Source organism: Chengkuizengella sediminis, assembly GCF_010078385.1.
GTDB classification, from domain to species: domain Bacteria; phylum Bacillota; class Bacilli; order Paenibacillales; family KCTC-33759; genus Chengkuizengella; species Chengkuizengella sediminis.
Window position 1 is genome coordinate 78,491 of record NZ_SIJC01000003.1, and the last position, 20,691, is coordinate 99,181.

Consider the following 20,691-nt stretch of genomic DNA (forward strand, 5'->3'; position numbering starts at 1 on the left):
GCAAGTCCTTCATTTTCCCCGCTAAACTAAACATTGATTATTCTCCGTATACATCCTCTTGAGAGTGGAATCCATCAGCAATAACAGTTTCATCAATGTTATCTTGGCTAACTGGAATTGGATCTAAAAGAATAGATGGAACATCTTTAAAGTCATTGTTTACAACTTTATCCGTTTCAGGAGTTTTACCATTTGCTAAGTCAATTGCTAATTGAGCAGAATTGTAAGCTAAATCTTTGATTGGTTTATAAACAGTCATTGTTTGTGTACCTTCAACAATTCTTTGAATTCCAGCAAGTTCAGCATCTTGACCAGATACAGGGATTTGTCCCGCTAATCCTTGTTGATCAAGTGCTTGGATAACACCACCCGCTGTACCATCATTAGCAGCAACGACTGCATCAATGTTGTTTTCGTTTTTAGTTAAAGCATTTTCCATATTTGCTAATGCATTCGCAGGGTCCCAACCTTCTGTGAATTGCTCATACACGATCGTAATATCACCTTTATCAACTAAAGGTTGAAGAATGTTCATTTGTCCTTGTTTAAATAAGTGTGCATTGTTATCTGTCTCAGCACCTTCGATAAGTACATAGTTACCAGTTGGTGCAGCTTCTACGATTGCAGTAGCTTGCATTTCACCTACACGTTCGTTATCAAAAGAAACATATAAATCTACATCAGCTTCTTTAATTAAACGGTCATACGATAAAACTTTGATTCCAGCTTCATGTGCTTTTTCAACAATTGCCGCTGCTGCTTTAGCTGAATGAGGAACTACGACTAAAACGTCTACCCCTTGGCTAATTAAGTTTTCAGCTTGAGAAATTTGCTTTGCATCGTCACTGTTTGCTGATTGTACTAATACTTCTGCACCTAACTCTTCTGCTTTTTCAACAAAGAAGTCACGGTCTCTTTGCCAACGCTCTTCTTGTAATGTATCCATAGAGAAACCGATTACAATCTTATCGTCACTTGCATCATTACCACTGTCATTACTTCCAGTGTCAGTTCCTTCATCACTATTACCACACGCAGCTAATGAAAATACAAATACTAACGCTAGTAATAAAACCCCAAACTTTTTGAATTTTGTGTTCATTTGTACCTCTCCTTTTTAATATAAGTATTTACAATAATAAGACTACCAAGAAATATATTCTTTGTGAGATATAATCGTCTGTACTTTATTGGTATATACAGCACTTTTTTATGTTCACCCTTTGAACTCTCCCACCACTTAACGCTTTACGTTTGATGTGGAGGATTCCTAGGTACAGAAACCTAATGGTCTCTAATGGATTAGGCTATCCCCGTAGTTCCTACGGTTAAGAGACGAATGGCTTCGTTTCTTAGATTAAGTCCTGCGTTAATATCTCGATCATGATGAGTATGGCATGATGGGCATTCCCATTCTCGCAAATTAAGATTCTTAACGTCTTTGTTTTTGTATCCGCAATGAGAACAAAGTTGGCTTGAAGCGAATGTTTTAGATACAATAATCACATATTTGCCATACCATTTCGCTTTATATTCAAGCATCGCACGAAACTTTGCCCAAGAGACTTCCGTTATTGCTTTTGCTAGATTTCCGTTTTTGAGCATGTTTTTTACTTGCAAGTCTTCTAACCCGATAATGTCGTGGTTTTTGACAACTTCGGTTGAAATTTTTTGCAAATAATCATTTCTAGCATTGGATATTTTCTCTTGGATACACGCCACTTTCACTCGTTGCTTATTCCAGTTTGAACTGCCTTTTGTACGTCTAGAAAGAATGCGCTGAGCTTCAGCTAACTTTTTTTCTAAGCTTCTAAAGAACTTAAGATTAGTATATGTAGTGCCATCCGAAAGGATAGCAAACTGTTTTAATCCAACATCAATTCCTATGGAGGAATTTGTTTTATGTAGGGGATGAATTTCTACTTCAGCAAGAATAGAAACAAAATATTTCCCACTCGGATTACGTCTTACCGTAGCATTGATAATTCTACCGTCTATTTCACGACTTTTAGCGTACTTAACGAGACCGAGTTTAGGTAGTTTGAGTTTGTTATTGATGATGGCAATATTTCCGTTGGTATGCTTCGTGGTATAAGATTGAACTTTATTCTTCTTCGATTTAAACTTTGGAGCATCATTTTGCTTTTTGAAGAAACGGTCAAAAGAATCTGATAGATGACGAAGTGAAGATTGCAAAGCAATGCTATCCACTTCTTTTAACCACATGAATTCTCTCTTTAGTTTGGGTAATTCAGAGGAGCATGTTCCATACGATAAGCCTTTTCCCGTTTCTTTATATGTATCATTCCACAAACCTAAGAAACGATTAAACAAAAAACGACTGCAACCCATCGTTTTATGGATTAGATTTTCTTGTTTCTTTGTAGGATAGATGCGAAATTTATAGGCTTTATTGACTAACATTTCCTCACCTCTCTTAGTTTCATTTTACAACAAAATTGACATAGTTACAAACATTTGTTCGATTATGCAGGTGCATTCAACCCCCACTTAACTTTCATTCGTTTCACATTGTTTCAGTTTGAAGTTGGAGGTCTTCTGCTAGGAATAGATAAAAAAAACACTAATATGGAAGTTTTTTAATAAACTAACCAAACTAGTGTTTTTTGCAAAAATATGTTTTCTATCCTATATCGTTTAATCTATTCTTGTTGAAATTGAGCTACAAGTTTTTTAAGCATCCCCGCTTCCTCTGATAATTGTTTCGTCTGCTCTAAAATATGTTCAGTATTTGCCTGCTGTTGCTGTGAGGAGGCTGCAACCTCTTCGTTGGCGGCTGATTGCTCTTGAACTAGCGCACTAATATTATCAAAGATTGCTACGATTTCTCTTACATGCTCTAGAACAAAATTAGCTTCCTCTTTTGTTAGTTCTCCATTTGTTTTCACTTTATTGTTCATCTCGTGAATTAAACTAAAGGTGTTTTGTAATTCTTTCATACTACTACTACCTAGATGTATGATTTCCGTACTTTGCTCTGAATGTTGGACGGTATCAATTAACTTCTCCTGGATCTCCTGGATCAGAGCTACAATATTTACAGAGGAATGACTCGTTTGTTTTGAAAGTTCCCTAATTTCTTTGGCAATCACTGCAAAACCTTTACCATGCTCTCCAGCACGAGAAGCTTCAATCCCAGCATTAATGGATAATAAATTGGTTTGTCGAGATACTTCCTCTATGATTGTGTTAATCTCCACTATTTTATGTAAGGTTTGTTGGAAATAGTGTATAGACTGATTAGTTAGATCTGTTTGATGTTGTATTTTCTCCATTTGACTTAATAATGATTGAACCTGTGTATTTCCTTTTTTAGAATAATCATTTGCATTTTTTGCTAAACCATAGGTTTCCTCAGCATAGGTTGCAACAGAACTTAATTTATCAAAGGATTGTTGTAAAAATTGTTGCGTATCCTGTGTTTTTTCACTTTGAACAATCGATTGATCACTCATATTCACAGCAGCAGATGAAATTTCATTTGATGCTAAGGATAATTCCTCACAATGAGTTGTGATTTGTTTTGAAGAGGAAACCACATATTCAGTTGTATTACGAATTTGCGACACCATATTGTTGATCGTTTCTAATATTTTATTCACATAGTCCCCAGTATCCTGTATTTCATCTCCCGAATGAATAAGAACACGTTCACTAAGATCTCCTTTAGATTCACTTAAATCTTTTAATACTTCATTGATTTTTCCAATCGGACTCATCACAGAACGTGTTGTCCAAATAGATAGGAAAACTGATAAAATGATAACCATGAACATAGATATCATGGTAAAATTTCGACTCAAATCATATTGAGACTGATTGCTCTCAACGACAGCATTCATTCCGCTCAAACTGATATTAATTAATTCATCTAACCTTTCATGTAAGTCCATATAGAAACGATAAGCATTCGTTTCATAAATATATTGAGCACCTGCAGTATTCCCTTCTTGTATTTGTTCCAACATATTCTCATGCGTAGATGTATAAGCATCAAATTGCATCTGAAACAAACCAGCTGTTTTCTTCCCTTCATCTGATAACGTTTTCTGTAAGTATGCATCTACAGCATCGATCAATTCTTGTTGTTTATCCGCCATTTCCATTGCGATATCACCCGTTTGATTACTCAGGTATATCCCTTCTAACTCCCTATATTCTTGCGCAATTAATTTAATTTCATACGCTTTAGAAACGTTAGGCATCCAATAATTCGTAATGATTTTTGTATTTTCATTAGACTTATTACCCGTCATTAAGAAAAAGAGCCCTCCAAATATAAGAAAAAGGCACAATACACCAAATGCGATACTTAATTTCATTCGAATGGTTAACTTCATTTTCATCTTACGATCCTTCAAATTTTATTCCCCTCTCATCTCATATTACTTTCAAAATTTCTTTCTATATTCTGTTGGTGAAACACCATACTTTTTCTTAAATACTCTACTAAAATAATTCGGATCCTTGTATCCAATTTCATATGTAATTTCTTTTAAACTTCTTTGAGGATCTTTCATCAGCTCTCTTGCACGTTCAAGTCGACATTGCGTGAGAAAATCAATATAGTTTGTCCCAAATTGTTCTTTAAAAAGCTTGCTAACATAATACGGACTGAGTCCTACAAATTCTGCGAGCATTTCTAAAGATATCTCACGATGTGCATTTTTATAAACATAGTTTTTCATTCGTGATAATAAATCAGGTTCAACACGAATTCTCATCTTTTCAAAAGGTTCGGTCATTTTTTTCAAGATCACATTTGTTTCTATTTTTAATTGTTGTACACTTTCTATTTTTGTTAAATAAATTGGGCTTTCCACTTCAAAACCCATTTCATTCATGCTTCGGCTCATTAACCATAATACTTGTAATACTCTTTGTTGAATTTCAATTTGAGGTTTTTTATTAGATGCATAGTTTATAATAAGCTGATTTATTAATTCAGGTAAATGATGAATATTTCCTTTTCTTGTTTCTTCCAACATTCGTTTTTCTAAGTCTAAATCTAAAGTATTCGGAGTTGCATTTGAATTTTTTAAATCCTCGTAAAAAAAATGTTTGGAAGGCAAATCTAAATCTGCTGATGCTAATAAAGCCTCATGATATGAATTTTGAATGTTCTCGATTTGTACACATGGCTTCCCAACCCCGATGAAAAAATGAATACCTTGAAAACGATTTGAAAAATTAAGCAATTTCCTTATTAAACTTGAAGCATGAGAACGATACGTTTTTTCTGGATCTGGGATCACAATCATTGGGATATGTTTGCCTGATATTGCACCTACAAACCCCTGCACCTCTTGATGAAAAAAACGTTTGACTTCACGATATAATTCAAATAAAGGAACGGATTCCATTTTCTCAAGTTTTTCGGTTTGGACCACTAGTAAAAGTACATAAGCATTTTGGATTTTAGCCATGCCTAATAGTTCTAACATTTCATCAAGTTGCATGACATGGATATGTTCAAACAATAGTTGGGTCACTAAATCCGCTTCTACAATGGGCAGGACTTTTTCAAGGCGTTTTTCACTCTGCAATTGAACCTCCTTCTCTTTTTTTTCAATATCCATTTCATCCAATACTTTTTGAACAGCTTTGACTATATCTACAGGTTTACTTGGTTTGAGAATATAATCCTTGACCTGCAGTTTCAATGCAGTTCTTGCGTACTCAAAAGTATCGTATGCAGATACCATAATAAATCGGATATAAGGAGCAAATTGTTTAATTTTTTTTACGGCGTTTAAACCATCCACCTCTGGCATACGGATATCCATGAATATAAGATCAGGTTCAAGTTGCTCAGCCATATCAATTGCTTCTTTACCGTTACTGGCTTGTCCAACGATTTGAATATCATCAATATGTTTTTCAAGAATTTTCTGCAAAGCCATTCTTTCAATTGCTTCATCATCTACGATGAGAATTTTATTCATTTATTTCCTTTCTCCTTTTTGGTAACTGCAATGTTATTTTCGTCCCTTTTTCTGGAACACTTGATATTTGTATCACATCATGAACACCATAGTGTAATCTCAATCTGTTAATTACATTACTTGTGCCAATACCAGTGGAATGCCCCTCATAGTGATTTGAAGCTTCACCTTTTAAAATGGTGTTGACTTTTTCCTGTGACATTCCTTTACCTATATCTTCTATACAGATCAGAACATGCTCTGGTTGATCCTTAATGTTAATATGTATTTCTCCCCCTTCTTCAGATGGTTCTATGGCATGGATGAATGCATTTTCAACAAAGGGTTGAATCGTTAGAGAGGGAATCTCAAAAGAAAAACATTTTCCGTCAATGTCAATATCGTACTGGACACGATCAAAAAACCTTGCTTTTTGAATCGCTAAATATTCCTGTACGCCTTTCATTTCTTCAATAATTGTGACTGTTGTGCCCATTTGTCTTAAGTTATAACGCAATAAATTAGATACAGACGTAATGAGATCACTTGTTTCATATGCTTCCTCTAAATAAGCTTTTTTCGATAGTGTGTTTAAGGTATTAAACAAAAAATGAGGATTGATCTGACTCTGTAGACTTTTGAGTTCACTTTCCTTTAATAATAATTTATGTTCATTCAAATCACGCTCAATTTGAGCCTTTTCCTTCATTTCACCGATTAATTTTTTAATATCAATGCGCATACGTTCAAACATATTAGCCAAAAACCCAATTTCATCATTGCTCTTGATATTGATTTGCCGGTCAAACTTGCCCCTTGATATCTCTTTTACTGCCAGTGTTAATTTAAGAATAGGACGGGTGATACTACCCGTGAATAAATAGGAAAATAACAACAAAAAGAATGAAGCCATCAACAAAATCCAAAAGCCCATTTTTTCCAGATTAGTACTTTGTTGAATAATGGAACGATAAAATTGATGATATGTTTTTAATTCATGATTTAAAATGGTTAATGTCATCTCTGCGATATAATCTGATATTTTTGTCGCTTGATCCAAATGAGATGTAGCCAATTCATAACGGTCACTATGAAAAGAAACCAAGGCTAACTCCGTTAATTCTAGTTGGCTTTTAATCATATTTTCGTAATTAATTAAATCCATATAATTATCGGTATTTCGCAATGAATTCAATTGAACAGATGTAGTTTGTAATTCCAACTTTTTATTTTCGTATGATGTAAGATGTTCATCAGATGTTTCTAATATGTACTCATGTAATGTAGCAATTAAGTTTTCACTAAGGTTGGATACTTGATTCATTAGCAAATATCTATGTAATATTTGATTATATTGCTCAATCGTTTTTTGATTATGATAACTCATAAATAACCAAATACCTAACATCATGATCCATATAAATAAAGACAGCAGTATGATTTTTTTTTGAATGGTATTCATAGATCAAACTCCGTTATGACTTTACTAGGCGTATAGTGGTATTTTTCAAGTGGTATTTCTTTACCTTCTAACCATTTTAGCATCATCACCATACTAGTAACCCCAATTTCTTTTGGATGATGTTCAATTGTCGCCTGAATAATTCCTTCTCTTAACAACTCTTTTATTTCTGAATTATCATCAAAAGCGTATATCTTATAATTTTCAATTCTTGATCTCGTTTTAATCGTATTCACAATTTGACTCGCTGCATTCGCATTTAAGGCAACGATATGTTTACAATTAGGATTCTCATTTAATAAAGAGACAGATTCTTGAAGTGAAGATTCTAACGTATCGCTAAAAATATAAGAATTCCCCAATTTAATCTCATCATCTGTTAATAAGGTATCCATCACGCCTCTTTGTCTCATTTCTTGCAAGTTGATGGAATCTTCTCCAGCCAGAAAGCATACATTAGCTGGCGATTGGATTGTTTTTTGTATATACTCTGCAATTTTTATCCCTTCTTGATAATGATCTACCCCTACATAAGTTCTCCTTAGACTATTTGGTGCATCAGAATCAATAGTAATTACAGGTATCCCTTTAATTGATGCTTGATTCACGACCTCAATAAAATCAGGATGATCAATACCTTGTACGAGAATTCCATCTACTTTAGACGCGATAGCAATTTCAATTTGTTTGATGATTTCACTTTGGTTCGTTCGGTAAGTTCCCCATATATTCAAATCGGTATTATTGTTTTCTGCAATAAATTTTGCTCCGTCAACAAGCTCATCCCAGGAAGCACTTCCTAAATGATCCGAGATTAAAACAATTCTATATTTATTAAAAGTGGTTTCATCCGGATCCAGATATAAGATTGAATTATCGCTATACATATTAATAATATAGTAAGCGGATACAATCATGGTTAGGATACAACCAATGGATAGAGCAACGATAATCAATTTTCTCATTTTAAATTTACCTTTCAAATAGTACTGTCAAAATGATGCTGTTACACTTTATTGTAACACATCGTTCACACAGCATGAATGAATACAAAAAAACGACTTTACTCGAATTTTGTTTAAAAATAAGATATACTTTTTGTTAGTGCGTGTTCAAAAAGTTCAGTTTTCAGCACCGAGAAGATTGTGCAAACAGAAGCAAGGTTTTCGGGATCCCCTAAAAGTAGGACTATACTCCAAAGGATTTCTTCACTTTTTGGGGTAAAGCAAGTGTAGTTATTGTTACATGAGCACCGGACTTCAAATATGAGTGCAATATTCGATGTCGAAATCACTCCCTCGAGCCACTTCGTGATCACTACTGAAAACCAGTCACTTCCATGTGACTAATGTAGTACCAGCACGTCCTGTGCTGGCAAAAGGGGACTTTTTGAATAACCTTTATTAGTATGTGTAATTTTATGAGGTGAAATTAATATGTCAACAGGTTTCTCATGGTTTATTTTTATATGGGTCTTTATATTAATCAGTTTCATGTCAATTGGTGGATACTTCATGTTTAGAAAATTTTTGAAAGTACTGCCTCAAGCTGATGGTAAATCTAAATTAGACTGGCAAAATCATTATGTAGAAAAAAGCAGACATTTATGGACAGATGAATCAAAAGAATTTTTAGAACTGTTAGTCTCACCTGTTCCAACTGCATTTCGTGATATAGCCAAACATTCAATTGCCGCAAAAATTGGACAAGTTACATTAGAAAACAATGCTTCAGAAGTGACTCGTGACCATTGTGTGCAAGGATATATATTAGCAACACCAAGAAGAGATTATAAAAGTTTAATTTCATTTTTAGAGAAAAATGAAATTGATTATTCCCCTTATAAACACTTGCTGAAAAAAGCATAATGAAACAAGCCATAGTAGCTTTGTATTTCAACTTCTTCAGTTCCATCTGAAGAAGTTTTTTATACTTTAAGATTCCTCTGTCTTTACCTTTTATGCTATCCGCGAGTAGTTTTCTTTATTTGGAATATAAAAATGAAAGATTAACATAAACATGATATAAGATTGTAAAAACGAATGTGGAAGGAAGGATTGCCATGGCAAAATCTAAACGTGGAAGAGCTTTGTGGAAATTACCAGCAAGAAGCAGAGGAACCTGCCCTATTTGTAATGCAACTCGTATCAAACTACTTTACGATGTTGTTAATGAGGAAGGTGAAAACTTGAAAGTTTGTAAAAGATGCCAAAAACAAAAAATATAAATCTCAACTAAATTATTTATATGAAGCAGATGATAATTTCAAATCAAAATTGCCATAATAAAAATACTTCATAAAGCAAAGAGTAATTGTGAGTTTAAACTGACCATAGGGAGATAATACGCAATGGCAAAAACAAACCGAAGCAAAGATAATGAATTTAAAATGAAAAAAGAGAATCCTAAACCACACGGTAAGGTTGAATCCTTTGATGAAATTTGGGAAGAACAGAAGGAAGGAAAGTCAAAAACGTAGTTATTTCCAAGAACATGATTAATAAAAACCTCTTCAATTCAATGCGATTGAAGAGATTTTTTGTTTGAACCGATAGTTTTTTTACATTGTTGATCACTATCACTCTACCCCAAGTGTTATTTTTAAATAATCCATAAACAAAGCGGACTGTTGTTTCAATTTCAAATCTTCTTTCGGCAATATGGAATGATCTAAAGCTAACCCATCTATGAACGCAATGATGGATCTAGCAATGACATCACTATCAAACTTAGTGCTGAATTCACCTTTTTGTTGTCCTTGCTTTATAATATCAGCATATATTTTAAATCCATTATAATAACGAGTCTTACCGTATTCTCTTCTGCGTTTATCATTTCTCCCCGTGATGAAAAACTCTAGTTTTGAAGGTGCAAGAGGATCCATTTCATCATTTGGTTGTCGTTCCTCGCCATATATCGTTTCTAATAACAAATCCCAATGAGAATGAACGTTTTCTCTCAAAACTTCCGCCAGTTCAATTAAATACAACTGTATATCTTCTTCAAGTATGGTTTCAAATACATCTTCCTTGTTTGAAAAATACTGGTATAAACCACCTCTACTCACATTCGCTGCATCCATGATATGTTTCATCGTCGTATGTTCATAACCATGCTCTATGAAAACATCCTTTGCTGCATTCAATATGTTAGCTCGTCGCTGCTCCTTGTGTTCCTTGCTGACTTTCGGAGACATCTATTTTCCCTCGCTCTATTTTGCTTTTTAAAGTATATCCAATGATCGATATCAAGATCAAAAGTGACCCTGTTATAATAAATGTTGGGATGACCCCTATAACAGTAGCAAGCCAGCCACCTAATAATGGACCAATGATTGTCGCGGTCGTTGTCACACTATTAATGACACCAAACACTCTCCCTGTCATTTGTACAGGAGTATCAGTTTGTACGGCAGCCTGAAAAGGGATAAAAACTAGTCCAGCGGCAAAACCCGCAACTAACCCTAATATCGGTCCCCATAATGTAGATAATGATAAATCTACACTTGTTAATACTGCCATCATACCAAAACCTACTCCTATCCCGCAAACTCCAATAAACATTAATTGAAGAGGATTATAATCCGTTTTCTTAGCTAAAATCAGTCCTGAGAAAAACATGCCAAGCCCGGCAGCCGTGACGATATAACCAAACAAATCAGGAGAAACATTGGAAAGTTCCCTAATTAAAACAATAATTTGTGCATCTGATAACTGTAAAATTAGAAGGCTTATTCCTAAAACCATCATACCAACTAATAAGAAATAATTTCCCTTTATAAACGTCAATCCTTCAATAAACTCTTCTTTAAATGATCTTTTTTTATGCTCTTCTAGGTCTATTTTTTCTTCTAAATTATTCATACCTTTAGGTAGGGCTAATATGAGTAAAGCCGATATCATAAAAGTAGCTGAGTCAATAAAAAACACTAGTTTAGTACCAAATGCAGCAACCAATAGTCCACTTAATAATGGACCTAGTACCTTAGTACTGGAATCAATCATGGAGGTTATAGACATTGCACTTTTCATATGAGTATCAGCTACAAGCTCTTTTAGCTTGCCATTCTTAGCTGGAACAAACACAGCCGATAACATCCCTATCATGAACAAACAAATATAAACCGTCCAAATCGAATTAGCAAATGCTAATAAAAGAATGAGCCCTGCTCTAACCCCGTCAGATAAAACCATTAACGTTTTTCTATTAAATCGATCTGCAATTGTCCCTGCAAAAGGTCCTAAAAGTGCCATAGGCACTGCCAGAGATAAAATGATAAATGAAATTTCCATGGGTGATGCTTCCCACTTCAATCCTACAAGTGTAATAATCGCTACAATACTTAACCAATCACCAAGACTTGAAATTAACTGAGCAACCATTAATGTAATAAATCCCTTATTCTTACCTAAATGTTTATCCAAATGTCTTCCTCCATTTTAACGACACTAATGTCTTTTTTATTTTCCATTATAACGACATTGGTGTCGTTAATCAACTCTTTTATTAAAAAAACTCGACTGATGTTTGTGTTTCTATTATTGTAGGTGATTCCTTTCACTTCCAAAACAGACTCTGGACCATATTTCACCCTAGACTATAGTCTAGTCTTACAAACAATTTATGCATCAAAAAAACCCTTATATTCCAAGGGTTAATGAGATTAATTTAATACTTTAATATGAAAAGGAGCAGTTCCAGCGTGAATGTGTCAACAATTTCACGAGTTGAAACTGCTCTCTTGTACCTAATATGCTAAACGATAAGGTCTTATTATCCTAATGCTACGATTTCCCAAGTTATTATCATTACTAGTAAATTTATAATCTATTAATAAGTTTCTCCTGTCGTCGTATCAAAAAGCTTAGACCCGGCAATTAAGATACTTCCTTGTGATCCCTGGTCGGCAGAAACTGGATAAATTTCATACTCAAAAGTATCTGATCCATTGTTAATAGGGAACGAATAATCTATGGAATAATATTCCCATTGGTTCGTTATTGTAAAATCTCTTAACTCATAACTGTTATTCGAATAATCTCTAACAATGAACCTAACCTCTTGCGAAGCAGATCCGTCTGCCGTTTTTAGCCACGCACCAAGTCTAACAGTTTTCTCTGATAGATTTCTAATATTTGTAAATTGAGAAATAGAAGAGTATTCATTACTTGGTGCAGTAGATGTTAGTTGATAAATGGGTGCATCTCCTATGACAGAATTCATAGATTCAATTTTGGTGTTATCGTAAATGTCAAAGCCATTCAAGGCTACTCTATGAAAATTTGCTCCAGCAACTAAGACGCTTCCTTGTGATCCTTGCATAGAAGTAGCTGGATAAATATATGCATCTACCTTTGTACTGCCACTAGAAAATGTATAGTCTATGGAATGATATACCCACTGATCCGTTGCTGTAAAATATCGGAATCCAGTTCCGTTACCTAAATCATCTTTAAGCATAAGAGTAACCTCTTGAGAAGGAGATCCGTCTGCTGTTTTTAGCCACACACCAAATTCATAACTATCCCCACTACTAAGCCATAGATCATATATCGTTTTTCTAATCCAAGACCAATTATCACTTGGCGCAGTAGATGTTAGTTGATAAACTGGAGAGCCATCTTGCACCATTCCCGTGACGTGCATTGCATCTGTATTTTGAAAAGTATCAAAACCAGGGTATGAATCTGAAAAAGGAACTTCAGGACTCGAAGGAGGAACGGGTCTGGATGAGTCCAATGCTTCTACTTTAATAGAACTAACCGTATTTTCACCAATAGGATTGTCACTTAGATCTGGATCGTATTTAGTTTCCGTTTCACTCGTACCGCCAAAACCAGATTCCGGGTACAGTCTTGCTCGATAACCGATAGCAATAATTGAACTTAGTGAATTATCTGGGAAATTCACTTCTGGGTCTTCTATTGTTCTCCATTCTCCGGCGGTGTGTATTTCACTTAGTCCATTATGCCCATAATTTCTATCATCAAATAAATAAACACCTTTACTTAAAATTTTAAAAGATGACATTGCATTATCCCCTACATTCCCACTACTTCCCAAGTAACTATCTCTACGTTTAATGACTTGCACCCTACCTCCATAATCGCGGTGCTGATATAATAAAGCTGCATAGTCCCCGATCACTAGAACGGATGATAAGGAATCATTCTGCCAAGTTTGATAAGAGCGAGAACAACCACGATCACTATCACTAAAAGGACAATCCCATCGATCTTGACGTGCTTCACACCATCCATTAAAATCACGTTCCTTGCAGAACCAAACACCTTTGCCCCATAAGATTTTATATGATGAAGCTGCATTGTCACCCACAGCGGTACCACCATCAGCAGGAATAGCAATAGGATCTGCCCAATTTTCTGTAATAAAAGAGTACCTTCCTCCAAAATCATCGTCATATAGGACTACTCCATGCTTACTACCAACAACTTTCACCGATTGTATATCGTTATTTGCCATATTTCCACGTGGTAACTCATATTCTTCATGACCATATAGATATCCTAATTGAGGTCTATAAGTTTCAACTTGAGCCAAACCATAATACTCTTCCCCAGGAAATAAATAGACGCCCTCTGTTTGGGGTTGTACTCTTATAGCAGACACGATATCCGATCCTATAACTTTTTCCTCAAAGTCAGGAACCTGAGCAAATCCGTCCTCCGTGAAAATCGACTGCATTCTATCCCAGTCCCCGTAGTTATCGAAAACCTCAACCATTACGTTTCCTTGAACTAACATTGAAGACAACTTATTATCAAAATTAAACAATGGCTCACCTAAATCGGTTATGAATTGATCTTTGGACACTGTAATACAATCCCCATTGAAGCCTGCATTAGAAAACAAAAACGCAGTATCTGTCACTGTAAAATCATTTCCAACTCTAGTAGGTGCTGATGAAACTGGTTGACCATTAATAAGTGCTTCTCTTACAATATAGAAATCTTCATTGGGATTTACCAATAATTCATCATATAACTCGGCAGATAGGTTTATAGAAGTACTTGTCCCTTCATATGAACCTAGAAATGTCGAGCTTCCTGGAATAGATGGGTCTCCAATATATATTTTATAATAAGTTCTTTCCCCAGGATCAATTTGATTTTGGCCAACACCCCAAACAAATGGAATGGAACAACCAACGACTAAATCTCCCAACATTGCGGGTGTTACTTCTGCAGTTATAGAAACTCTGTTACTTTCTTCTGACACTATTTTAGTATCTTCTTCGCCATCAATGGTATCAGAACGAAAAGTCCGGACATAATAATCAGTTACTTCTCCCGGTACTACTCTTCTATCAATCCAACTCGTTCTTGATGGGTCTCTGATCACTTCAACAATAGCATCATTTTTATATACAAGGTAGCCCTGCAAATCGACATTACTCGATTGAGTCCAGCGAAGTTCTGCTGTTAATGCTCCATAATCTACATTATAAACTGCTAATTGAGGCACATCGAAGTCAGGTCTTTCTGGAACAATAGGTATTGTCATATCATGATAGACTGGAGTTGCCATTTCTTGAATATACGAGTTCATATCAAGTCTAAGTCCGAAATCATCTATGTTATCCATAGCTTGTTGTAATTCGCTAAAATATGGTGCATCTGCATAATTCACTTTTACTCGCGTGATTAATTTATAAATAGCATACCTGTAATCTTGCGTATTATCCGCACCAAGTTCGAATATTTTCCTTACTGTTTCTTGTTCTGATACGGTTCTACTAAACATTGTTTGATTGGTAGACGAAGAAGTGTATTCAAATTGATGACCTCCTCCGAAATTAAGACCAAATGCTGTTGCTCCATAATTAACATTATGAGTTACTCCACTTCCATGTGTAAGCGCCGCCATTTGCTGTTCTTGTACTGTTAAACCAATTTGACTCCAATACTCTATACGCGCTGTGCCTCCATTATCTTTAGTTCCTTCATCATCTTTTCTCCACCATTCTTCAACATCTAACGTAAGACCTTGAGCAAAGCGTGAATTATGATTTAATAAAAGTGTAATTTGATTCGGTGCTTCAGCTGGAAATGAAGAGTGTAACGTTTCTGTATTTGGATGATACGCAGCTACAAACGTATCAACCCCAGGAGTTTCATATTCGTTTAATGCAGTATTTAAAAAGCTTATATTTTGATTTGCTAGATTGCTGAAATACTCAGGAGAATAGTAATTATTTTGATCGCCGGAATCTACAATAAAATTAACTGGAATGTAATTCGTTTCTGCTGCACTCAAACCTTCATAGATTGTTCTAGTTTCGTAAGTATTTTCTGGAAATGGTTCCTGATTTGAGATCATAGCTGGCTCTTCAAGCTCAGGCAATAGATAACGATGACCATCTAAATCTATGGCTCCTGTTGCTTCTCTAGGTGCATCTGTTTCAGGAATATATGCCTTATGAGTACCACGATCGATCGTCACATATCCTTTCTCAATTATATTTGCGTGTACTTCTGTAGCAGCGAGCACACTCATTGCCATAAAAATGAATAAAGATATCACACAAATCAATAAATTATTTGTTCTAAACACAATCATTATTAATTCCTCCCTTTAAATTACTCTTAAATATACGATAAACCCTATATGGTAGTTTGTTATAACTAATTATAATTAAACTTTTGGAAAATCCATTTAAAACAAAGATGACTTCTGTTAGTTCAGATATCAACTTCAATGTTTTATAGTCTTTTTAATAATGTCATTGAAAGAGGATATAAAATAAAAATGCTCCTTTTTCACTCAACCAAAGGTGTCAAACCTATAGAACTTTCAGAAGGCACCAAAGGGTACAAACCTATAGCGCGACTCACATTTTCAACATGAGAATATATCATACTGTAACTTGGATTAAGTCCTTTTACTATTCCATAAAGTTTATCTGCTGAATAAACTGTGCCCCCACTGTCACCGCCTTGTGCACTAACATCTGTTCCTCTTAAATTAGTAAAAGTTGATCCACTGATTTGGTATCCAACATTTCTGCTTAGTAGAGTTCCACATGTTACCCCAGTCCTACTGCCTGTTTTACAGACCACTTCTCCTACAGTATCGTTTGATGCGTGCTGATAACTTGTTAAGGATGTTATTCCGTAAGATAATACTTCATTCGTTGCGGTTTCAGGAAGTAAAACTGAAATAGCCATAGCATCTGTATCTTTGTTATACTGCCAATACAAGCCACTTGCACGACCTATTTGATAGGTGTAATCATACTCAAACCAAAGTTCACCTGCTCTATACTCTCTGTAATCAAGAGCACCATCACCATTATCATCGCTCATATTACAATGTGCGGCTGTAACAATATAGAAACTATTATTACTATCATATGCTGAGTAACCTGCTGAGCATCCAATTGGAGCTGTACCTGATCTGCTTTCTATTAATTCCCCACCTCTAGTGGGTGCAGCCAAATCGGTTGGTGCACTATCTTCTTCAATAAGAACAATAGGCTTTTCTCCAAATAAGTGATTAATATAATCAGAACTTTCAACATTTACATCAGAAATACCAATTAAAACTTGTTGATTTATAACATCTGTTGAGACTGTGTAAATTTCGATTCCCTCTTGTTGCATTAAATTTTTATTTTCCCATACTTCGGTTACAAGATTATCTAGCTCTTTTTCACTGTATTGAATTTCGAATGGAATAATTTGATCTCCATATTCTGCTAGAAGCTCTTTAAACATTTTTTTATTTTTATCACCATTTTTATTTTTAACTCCCACTTTCAATTTTCCACCTTTTTTTTGATCGATGTATAAAATGGTTTCGTCAATACCTTTTTCTCTTATCTTACTTTTGATTACGGGGATCTCATCATTTTGAAACCCCACTCTGCGGTCTAATTCTTTTTCTTCCTCCCTAGTCAAAGCGACTCCATATTTACTTTCACCGGATTTTATATCAGATTTATTTTCAGAAATAATCTTCTTAACATGATCTTCATCTTTATTTAATCCAAACTTTTCTCTGAATTCAATGTTGGATTTATATTCTTTATCAGAATTTGAAGCAGAGACTATACTTGAATCTAAGTTTGAAGATATAGTAAGAATGATCATTAAAATAGCAATTAATAATGAGTAAATCTTTTTTCTATTAAACATAAAGTAACCTCCATAAAGAATTAGCAAGAACAAAATGTAATACTTCAATATAAAGAGGAGCAGTCCCCTATGTGAATGTTTCAAACAATAATTCGCTAGTTGAGACTGCTCCTCTTATTCATTCTTCAATTATGACCTCTTCAACTACGATAGAACTTGCAGCATTATTTCCAATAGTATTGTCACTTAAATCTGGATCGTAGCGAGTTCCACTAGGTTTATCAATAAACACTTCACTTGTTCCGCTTTCTCCAAAACCAATATCATCGTAAACTGTTGCTTTATAACCGACAACAAATATTGAACTTAGTGTATTTTCTTGAAAACCTATCCAATCCGTTGATCTATATTCTCCGGGTGAGTCTATTTTTACGTATCCGCCATCCCGAGTATAATTAGCATCATTCATTAAATAAACACCTTTTCCGAAAATTTTAAACGAACTAGCTTCATTATCCCCTATATTGCTAGCATGACTACCCACAACAGCATCTCTATGTCTAATGGCTTGAACTCTACCTCCATAACTATTGTTTTGATATAATGCAACGCCAAAGTCCCCAATAGTTAGCACGGATGATACGCTACCGAATCCCCCATCACAACTTCCAAGGAATTCACATTCACCATTTTCATAACCAAAGCCATTAAGAAGTCTTGGCTCAAGTCTGTAAAATTTATTTTCTCCTGAAAAATTAGGTTCTCTGAATAACCAGACACCTCCAAAATTGGGATTTCCATCATAGAAGAGTCTAAGTGATGAGGTTTGGTTATCACCAACACGAGAAATAGATTCTCCCCAATCCTCTTTTATTACAGAAACTGTACCTAAAAAATTGCGATGCTCATAAAGAGCTACTGCATAAGGACCTTTAACTTTTACCGAAGATATAGTATCTTCCCCTATTATGTCATTCAGAACTTTATAGTTATATTCATTTATACCAACATCCCACCATTCACCAACATATTCTAGAAACTTTAATTCACCTGTATAATCTGATCCAGAAAATAAATAGACACCATTTTGTTGTCCTAATACCCATATGGAAGATGCATTGTCCACTCCGATAATCATATCGTCAAAGTCACGAACCTGAGCAAATCCGTCCTCCTCTGTGAAAATTGTTTGCGTATACCCTTCAAAGTTTACCTCTGGGAATAGACGAACATATATATTTCCTTGAACTAACATTGAAGCCAAATCGTTATCAAAATTGTAGGCACGACCACTCAAATTTATTCTTTGATCCTTACTTACTGTTACACAGTCTCCATTAAAGCCTGTATTAGAAAACAAAAATGCAGTTTCTGTAACCGTAAAATGATTAGGAATTCCAGTAGCTGGAGATTGAATTAATCTTCCATTATAAATTACTTCTTTCACAATATAGAAATCTTCATTTTGATTTGCCAATAATACGTCATACAACTCAGAAGATATGTTTACAGAAGTGTCAGTTCCTTCATACGAACCCATAAATATCCCGCCCAAAGCTGGGTCTCCAATATATAATTTATAATAAGTTCTTTCACCAGTAGGAATTTGATCATCTGTCCAGACAAATGGAATGGAACAACCAACGGTCATTGCTCTAAAAATTGGGGCTGTTAATTCTGTCCTTACGCTAACTACATTACTAGAAAGTGACAACGTTGTGTAGGGTCTTCTGATATCAAAGAAATAATCAGTTTTTATCGATTTGACATAATAGGTATTGTTTTTGTCAGGTTCTACTTCCGTGTCAATCCAACTCGTTCGTGTTGGATCTGTGATATATAATGCAACCATATCATTTTTATACACTGCAAAACCTTCCACATTCGGATCTGTCACTTGATCCCAAGAAAGTGTTGTCGTTAAGTCTCGAAAATCTGATTTAGCTACAAGATTTTGAGGTCTTTCTAATCCTGGATCAACTTGATAGATAGGTCTTTCAACAGCTATATGCATTGAATTCTCCATTTGGGTAACATAAGAGTTCATATCAGGTCTAAGTCCGTAATCATCTAAATCTTCCACAAAAACGTTATCTAATTCGCTGAAATGAAGGCCACTTGTATAATTCACTTTTGTTCGTGTGACTAAACCATACACAGCCCACTTGTAATCATTTTGTCCAGAAAACTGCCCAAAAGTGTAGGAAATATCCTCTGTTCTAGCTGATTCAACTGTTCTAGTAAATGCATATCCTCGTGCGTCCGAATATTCGTAACTCAGGTCAATAGACGCTGACCAACCAGTGCCACTTATTGGGTCTCCTACTCTATATTCCGCGCCAATATCTACTCCAAATCCATGTGTAAGAAGCGCTGATTCCTGCTGTGACTCAGTTAAACCCCATTCTTGTCTAATACTATACGTTGTTTCTCCTCCACCTATTCGACCATCTTGCTGAGTTAAATCCCACCATTCCTCAACATCTAACGTGAGACCTTCAGCAAAGTATGAATTTTTATCTAGTAAAAGTGTGAGCTGTTCCGGAGTATCACCCATTAATGGGAATACATCTAAAAATTGATGTGTACCTGGATCATAAATAGATTTGAACGTATCAATAAAAGGATCATATTCATTTAAGGCATTATTTAATTCGCTTAATGGCTTTCCTTCAAGTCCTTCGTAATAATCAGAATTGTAGTAATGACCATTGGCACCATCCATAAATATATCAAAATTAACGGGTATATATTCCCATGGTTCTATTCCTCGATAAATGCTTCTAGATTCATATGTATCATCTGGAAATACCTCATTTCCTGTAAAAGCAGGGATGTTAAGATCAGGATGTTCGTATTCATTACTGCTCAAATCTGAAGCTCCATTTAAACCTTTAGCTTCTAAATCCACAGCCACTGTTTCTTCAGGTATATATAGCCGATAGTCACCATAATCAATCTCCACAAATCCATCACTAACAGCGTTTACCTTTACAGCATCAAATACGCTTATTGTCATCAATATGGATAAAGATATCACACAAATGATAAAACTAGATAAAGTATCTTTTTTGAATATTGACATGATTAATTCCTCTCCCCTTTAATAAATTTGATTAAATTACCTTTTCTAAAAGAAAGCCCTTACATTTGATCATAGAGAACACCATAAAACAAATAGAAACGA

The 20,691-nt window shown here is 34.9% G+C and carries 14 protein-coding genes; 3 read left to right on the forward strand and 11 right to left on the reverse strand.

Annotation, left to right across the window (positions count from 1 at the left end; genetic code table 11):
* Positions 1 to 37: 37 nt before the first annotated feature.
* The 6 genes from xylF to EPK97_RS07565 all read right to left on the reverse strand — a co-directional run bounded on the left by xylF (position 38) and on the right by EPK97_RS07565 (position 8,372).
* Positions 38 to 1,102 carry a D-xylose ABC transporter substrate-binding protein gene (gene xylF / locus EPK97_RS07540; protein ID WP_162036018.1) on the reverse strand — a complete coding sequence of 355 codons (1,065 nt, stop codon included), beginning with the start codon at positions 1,100 to 1,102 and terminating at the stop codon, positions 38 to 40.
* A 200-nt stretch (positions 1,103 to 1,302) separates the two neighbouring features.
* On the reverse strand, positions 1,303 to 2,424 hold the full coding sequence (gene tnpB / locus EPK97_RS07545; protein WP_162036019.1) for an IS200/IS605 family element RNA-guided endonuclease TnpB: 1,122 nt from the start codon (positions 2,422 to 2,424) through the stop codon (positions 1,303 to 1,305).
* Positions 2,425 to 2,663: 239 nt separating this feature from the next.
* Entirely contained in the window at positions 2,664 to 4,382 is a 1,719-nt protein-coding gene (locus EPK97_RS07550; protein ID WP_162036020.1) for a methyl-accepting chemotaxis protein, read from the reverse strand.
* A 30-nt stretch (positions 4,383 to 4,412) separates the two neighbouring features.
* The gene (locus EPK97_RS07555; protein ID WP_162036021.1) at positions 4,413 to 5,966 is read right to left on the reverse strand and encodes a response regulator transcription factor; all 1,554 of its coding nucleotides are present in this window, start codon (positions 5,964 to 5,966) and stop codon (positions 4,413 to 4,415) included.
* Positions 5,959 to 7,407, reverse strand: coding sequence for a sensor histidine kinase (locus EPK97_RS07560; RefSeq protein ID WP_162036022.1), 1,449 nt, complete (start codon positions 7,405 to 7,407; stop codon positions 5,959 to 5,961). Before EPK97_RS07560 ends, EPK97_RS07555 begins: the two co-directional genes overlap by 8 nt.
* Positions 7,404 to 8,372 carry a sugar ABC transporter substrate-binding protein gene (locus tag EPK97_RS07565; protein WP_162036023.1) on the reverse strand — a complete coding sequence of 323 codons (969 nt, stop codon included), beginning with the start codon at positions 8,370 to 8,372 and terminating at the stop codon, positions 7,404 to 7,406. The genes EPK97_RS07560 and EPK97_RS07565 overlap by 4 nt, the downstream gene beginning before the upstream one ends.
* A 471-nt stretch (positions 8,373 to 8,843) precedes the next feature.
* Between EPK97_RS07565 and EPK97_RS07570 the strand changes: the two genes are divergently transcribed.
* From EPK97_RS07570 to EPK97_RS22150, 3 genes are all read left to right on the forward strand, one after another.
* Positions 8,844 to 9,275, forward strand: a complete 432-nt coding sequence (locus EPK97_RS07570) for a DUF2621 domain-containing protein (RefSeq protein WP_162036024.1) — start codon at positions 8,844 to 8,846, stop codon at positions 9,273 to 9,275.
* Between the two features lie 194 nt (positions 9,276 to 9,469).
* Positions 9,470 to 9,634 (forward strand): hypothetical protein, encoded by a 165-nt coding sequence (locus EPK97_RS21370; RefSeq protein WP_170295487.1) that lies wholly within the window; start codon positions 9,470 to 9,472, stop codon positions 9,632 to 9,634.
* Positions 9,635 to 9,757: 123 nt separating this feature from the next.
* Positions 9,758 to 9,886, forward strand: a complete 129-nt coding sequence (locus tag EPK97_RS22150; protein WP_276609477.1) for a hypothetical protein — start codon at positions 9,758 to 9,760, stop codon at positions 9,884 to 9,886.
* A 99-nt stretch (positions 9,887 to 9,985) separates the two neighbouring features.
* On the opposite strand, the gene EPK97_RS07575 is transcribed toward EPK97_RS22150, so the two are convergent.
* From EPK97_RS07575 to EPK97_RS07595, 5 genes are all read right to left on the reverse strand, one after another.
* On the reverse strand, positions 9,986 to 10,603 hold the full coding sequence (locus EPK97_RS07575; RefSeq protein ID WP_162036025.1) for a TetR/AcrR family transcriptional regulator: 618 nt from the start codon (positions 10,601 to 10,603) through the stop codon (positions 9,986 to 9,988).
* Positions 10,557 to 11,831, reverse strand: coding sequence for an MFS transporter (locus EPK97_RS07580; protein WP_162036026.1), 1,275 nt, complete (start codon positions 11,829 to 11,831; stop codon positions 10,557 to 10,559). The genes EPK97_RS07575 and EPK97_RS07580 overlap by 47 nt, the downstream gene beginning before the upstream one ends.
* Positions 11,832 to 12,237: 406 nt before the next feature.
* Positions 12,238 to 15,987: a fibronectin type III domain-containing protein gene (locus EPK97_RS07585; protein ID WP_162036027.1), complete on the reverse strand. Its 3,750-nt coding sequence runs from the start codon at positions 15,985 to 15,987 to the stop codon at positions 12,238 to 12,240.
* A 200-nt stretch (positions 15,988 to 16,187) separates the two neighbouring features.
* The gene (locus EPK97_RS07590) at positions 16,188 to 17,564 is read right to left on the reverse strand and encodes a S1 family peptidase (RefSeq protein WP_162036028.1); all 1,377 of its coding nucleotides are present in this window, start codon (positions 17,562 to 17,564) and stop codon (positions 16,188 to 16,190) included.
* A gap of 118 nt (positions 17,565 to 17,682) precedes the next feature.
* Complete coding sequence (locus EPK97_RS07595; protein WP_162036029.1) at positions 17,683 to 20,589, reverse strand: beta/gamma crystallin family protein; 2,907 nt, start codon at positions 20,587 to 20,589, stop codon at positions 17,683 to 17,685.
* Positions 20,590 to 20,691: the final 102 nt, after the last annotated feature.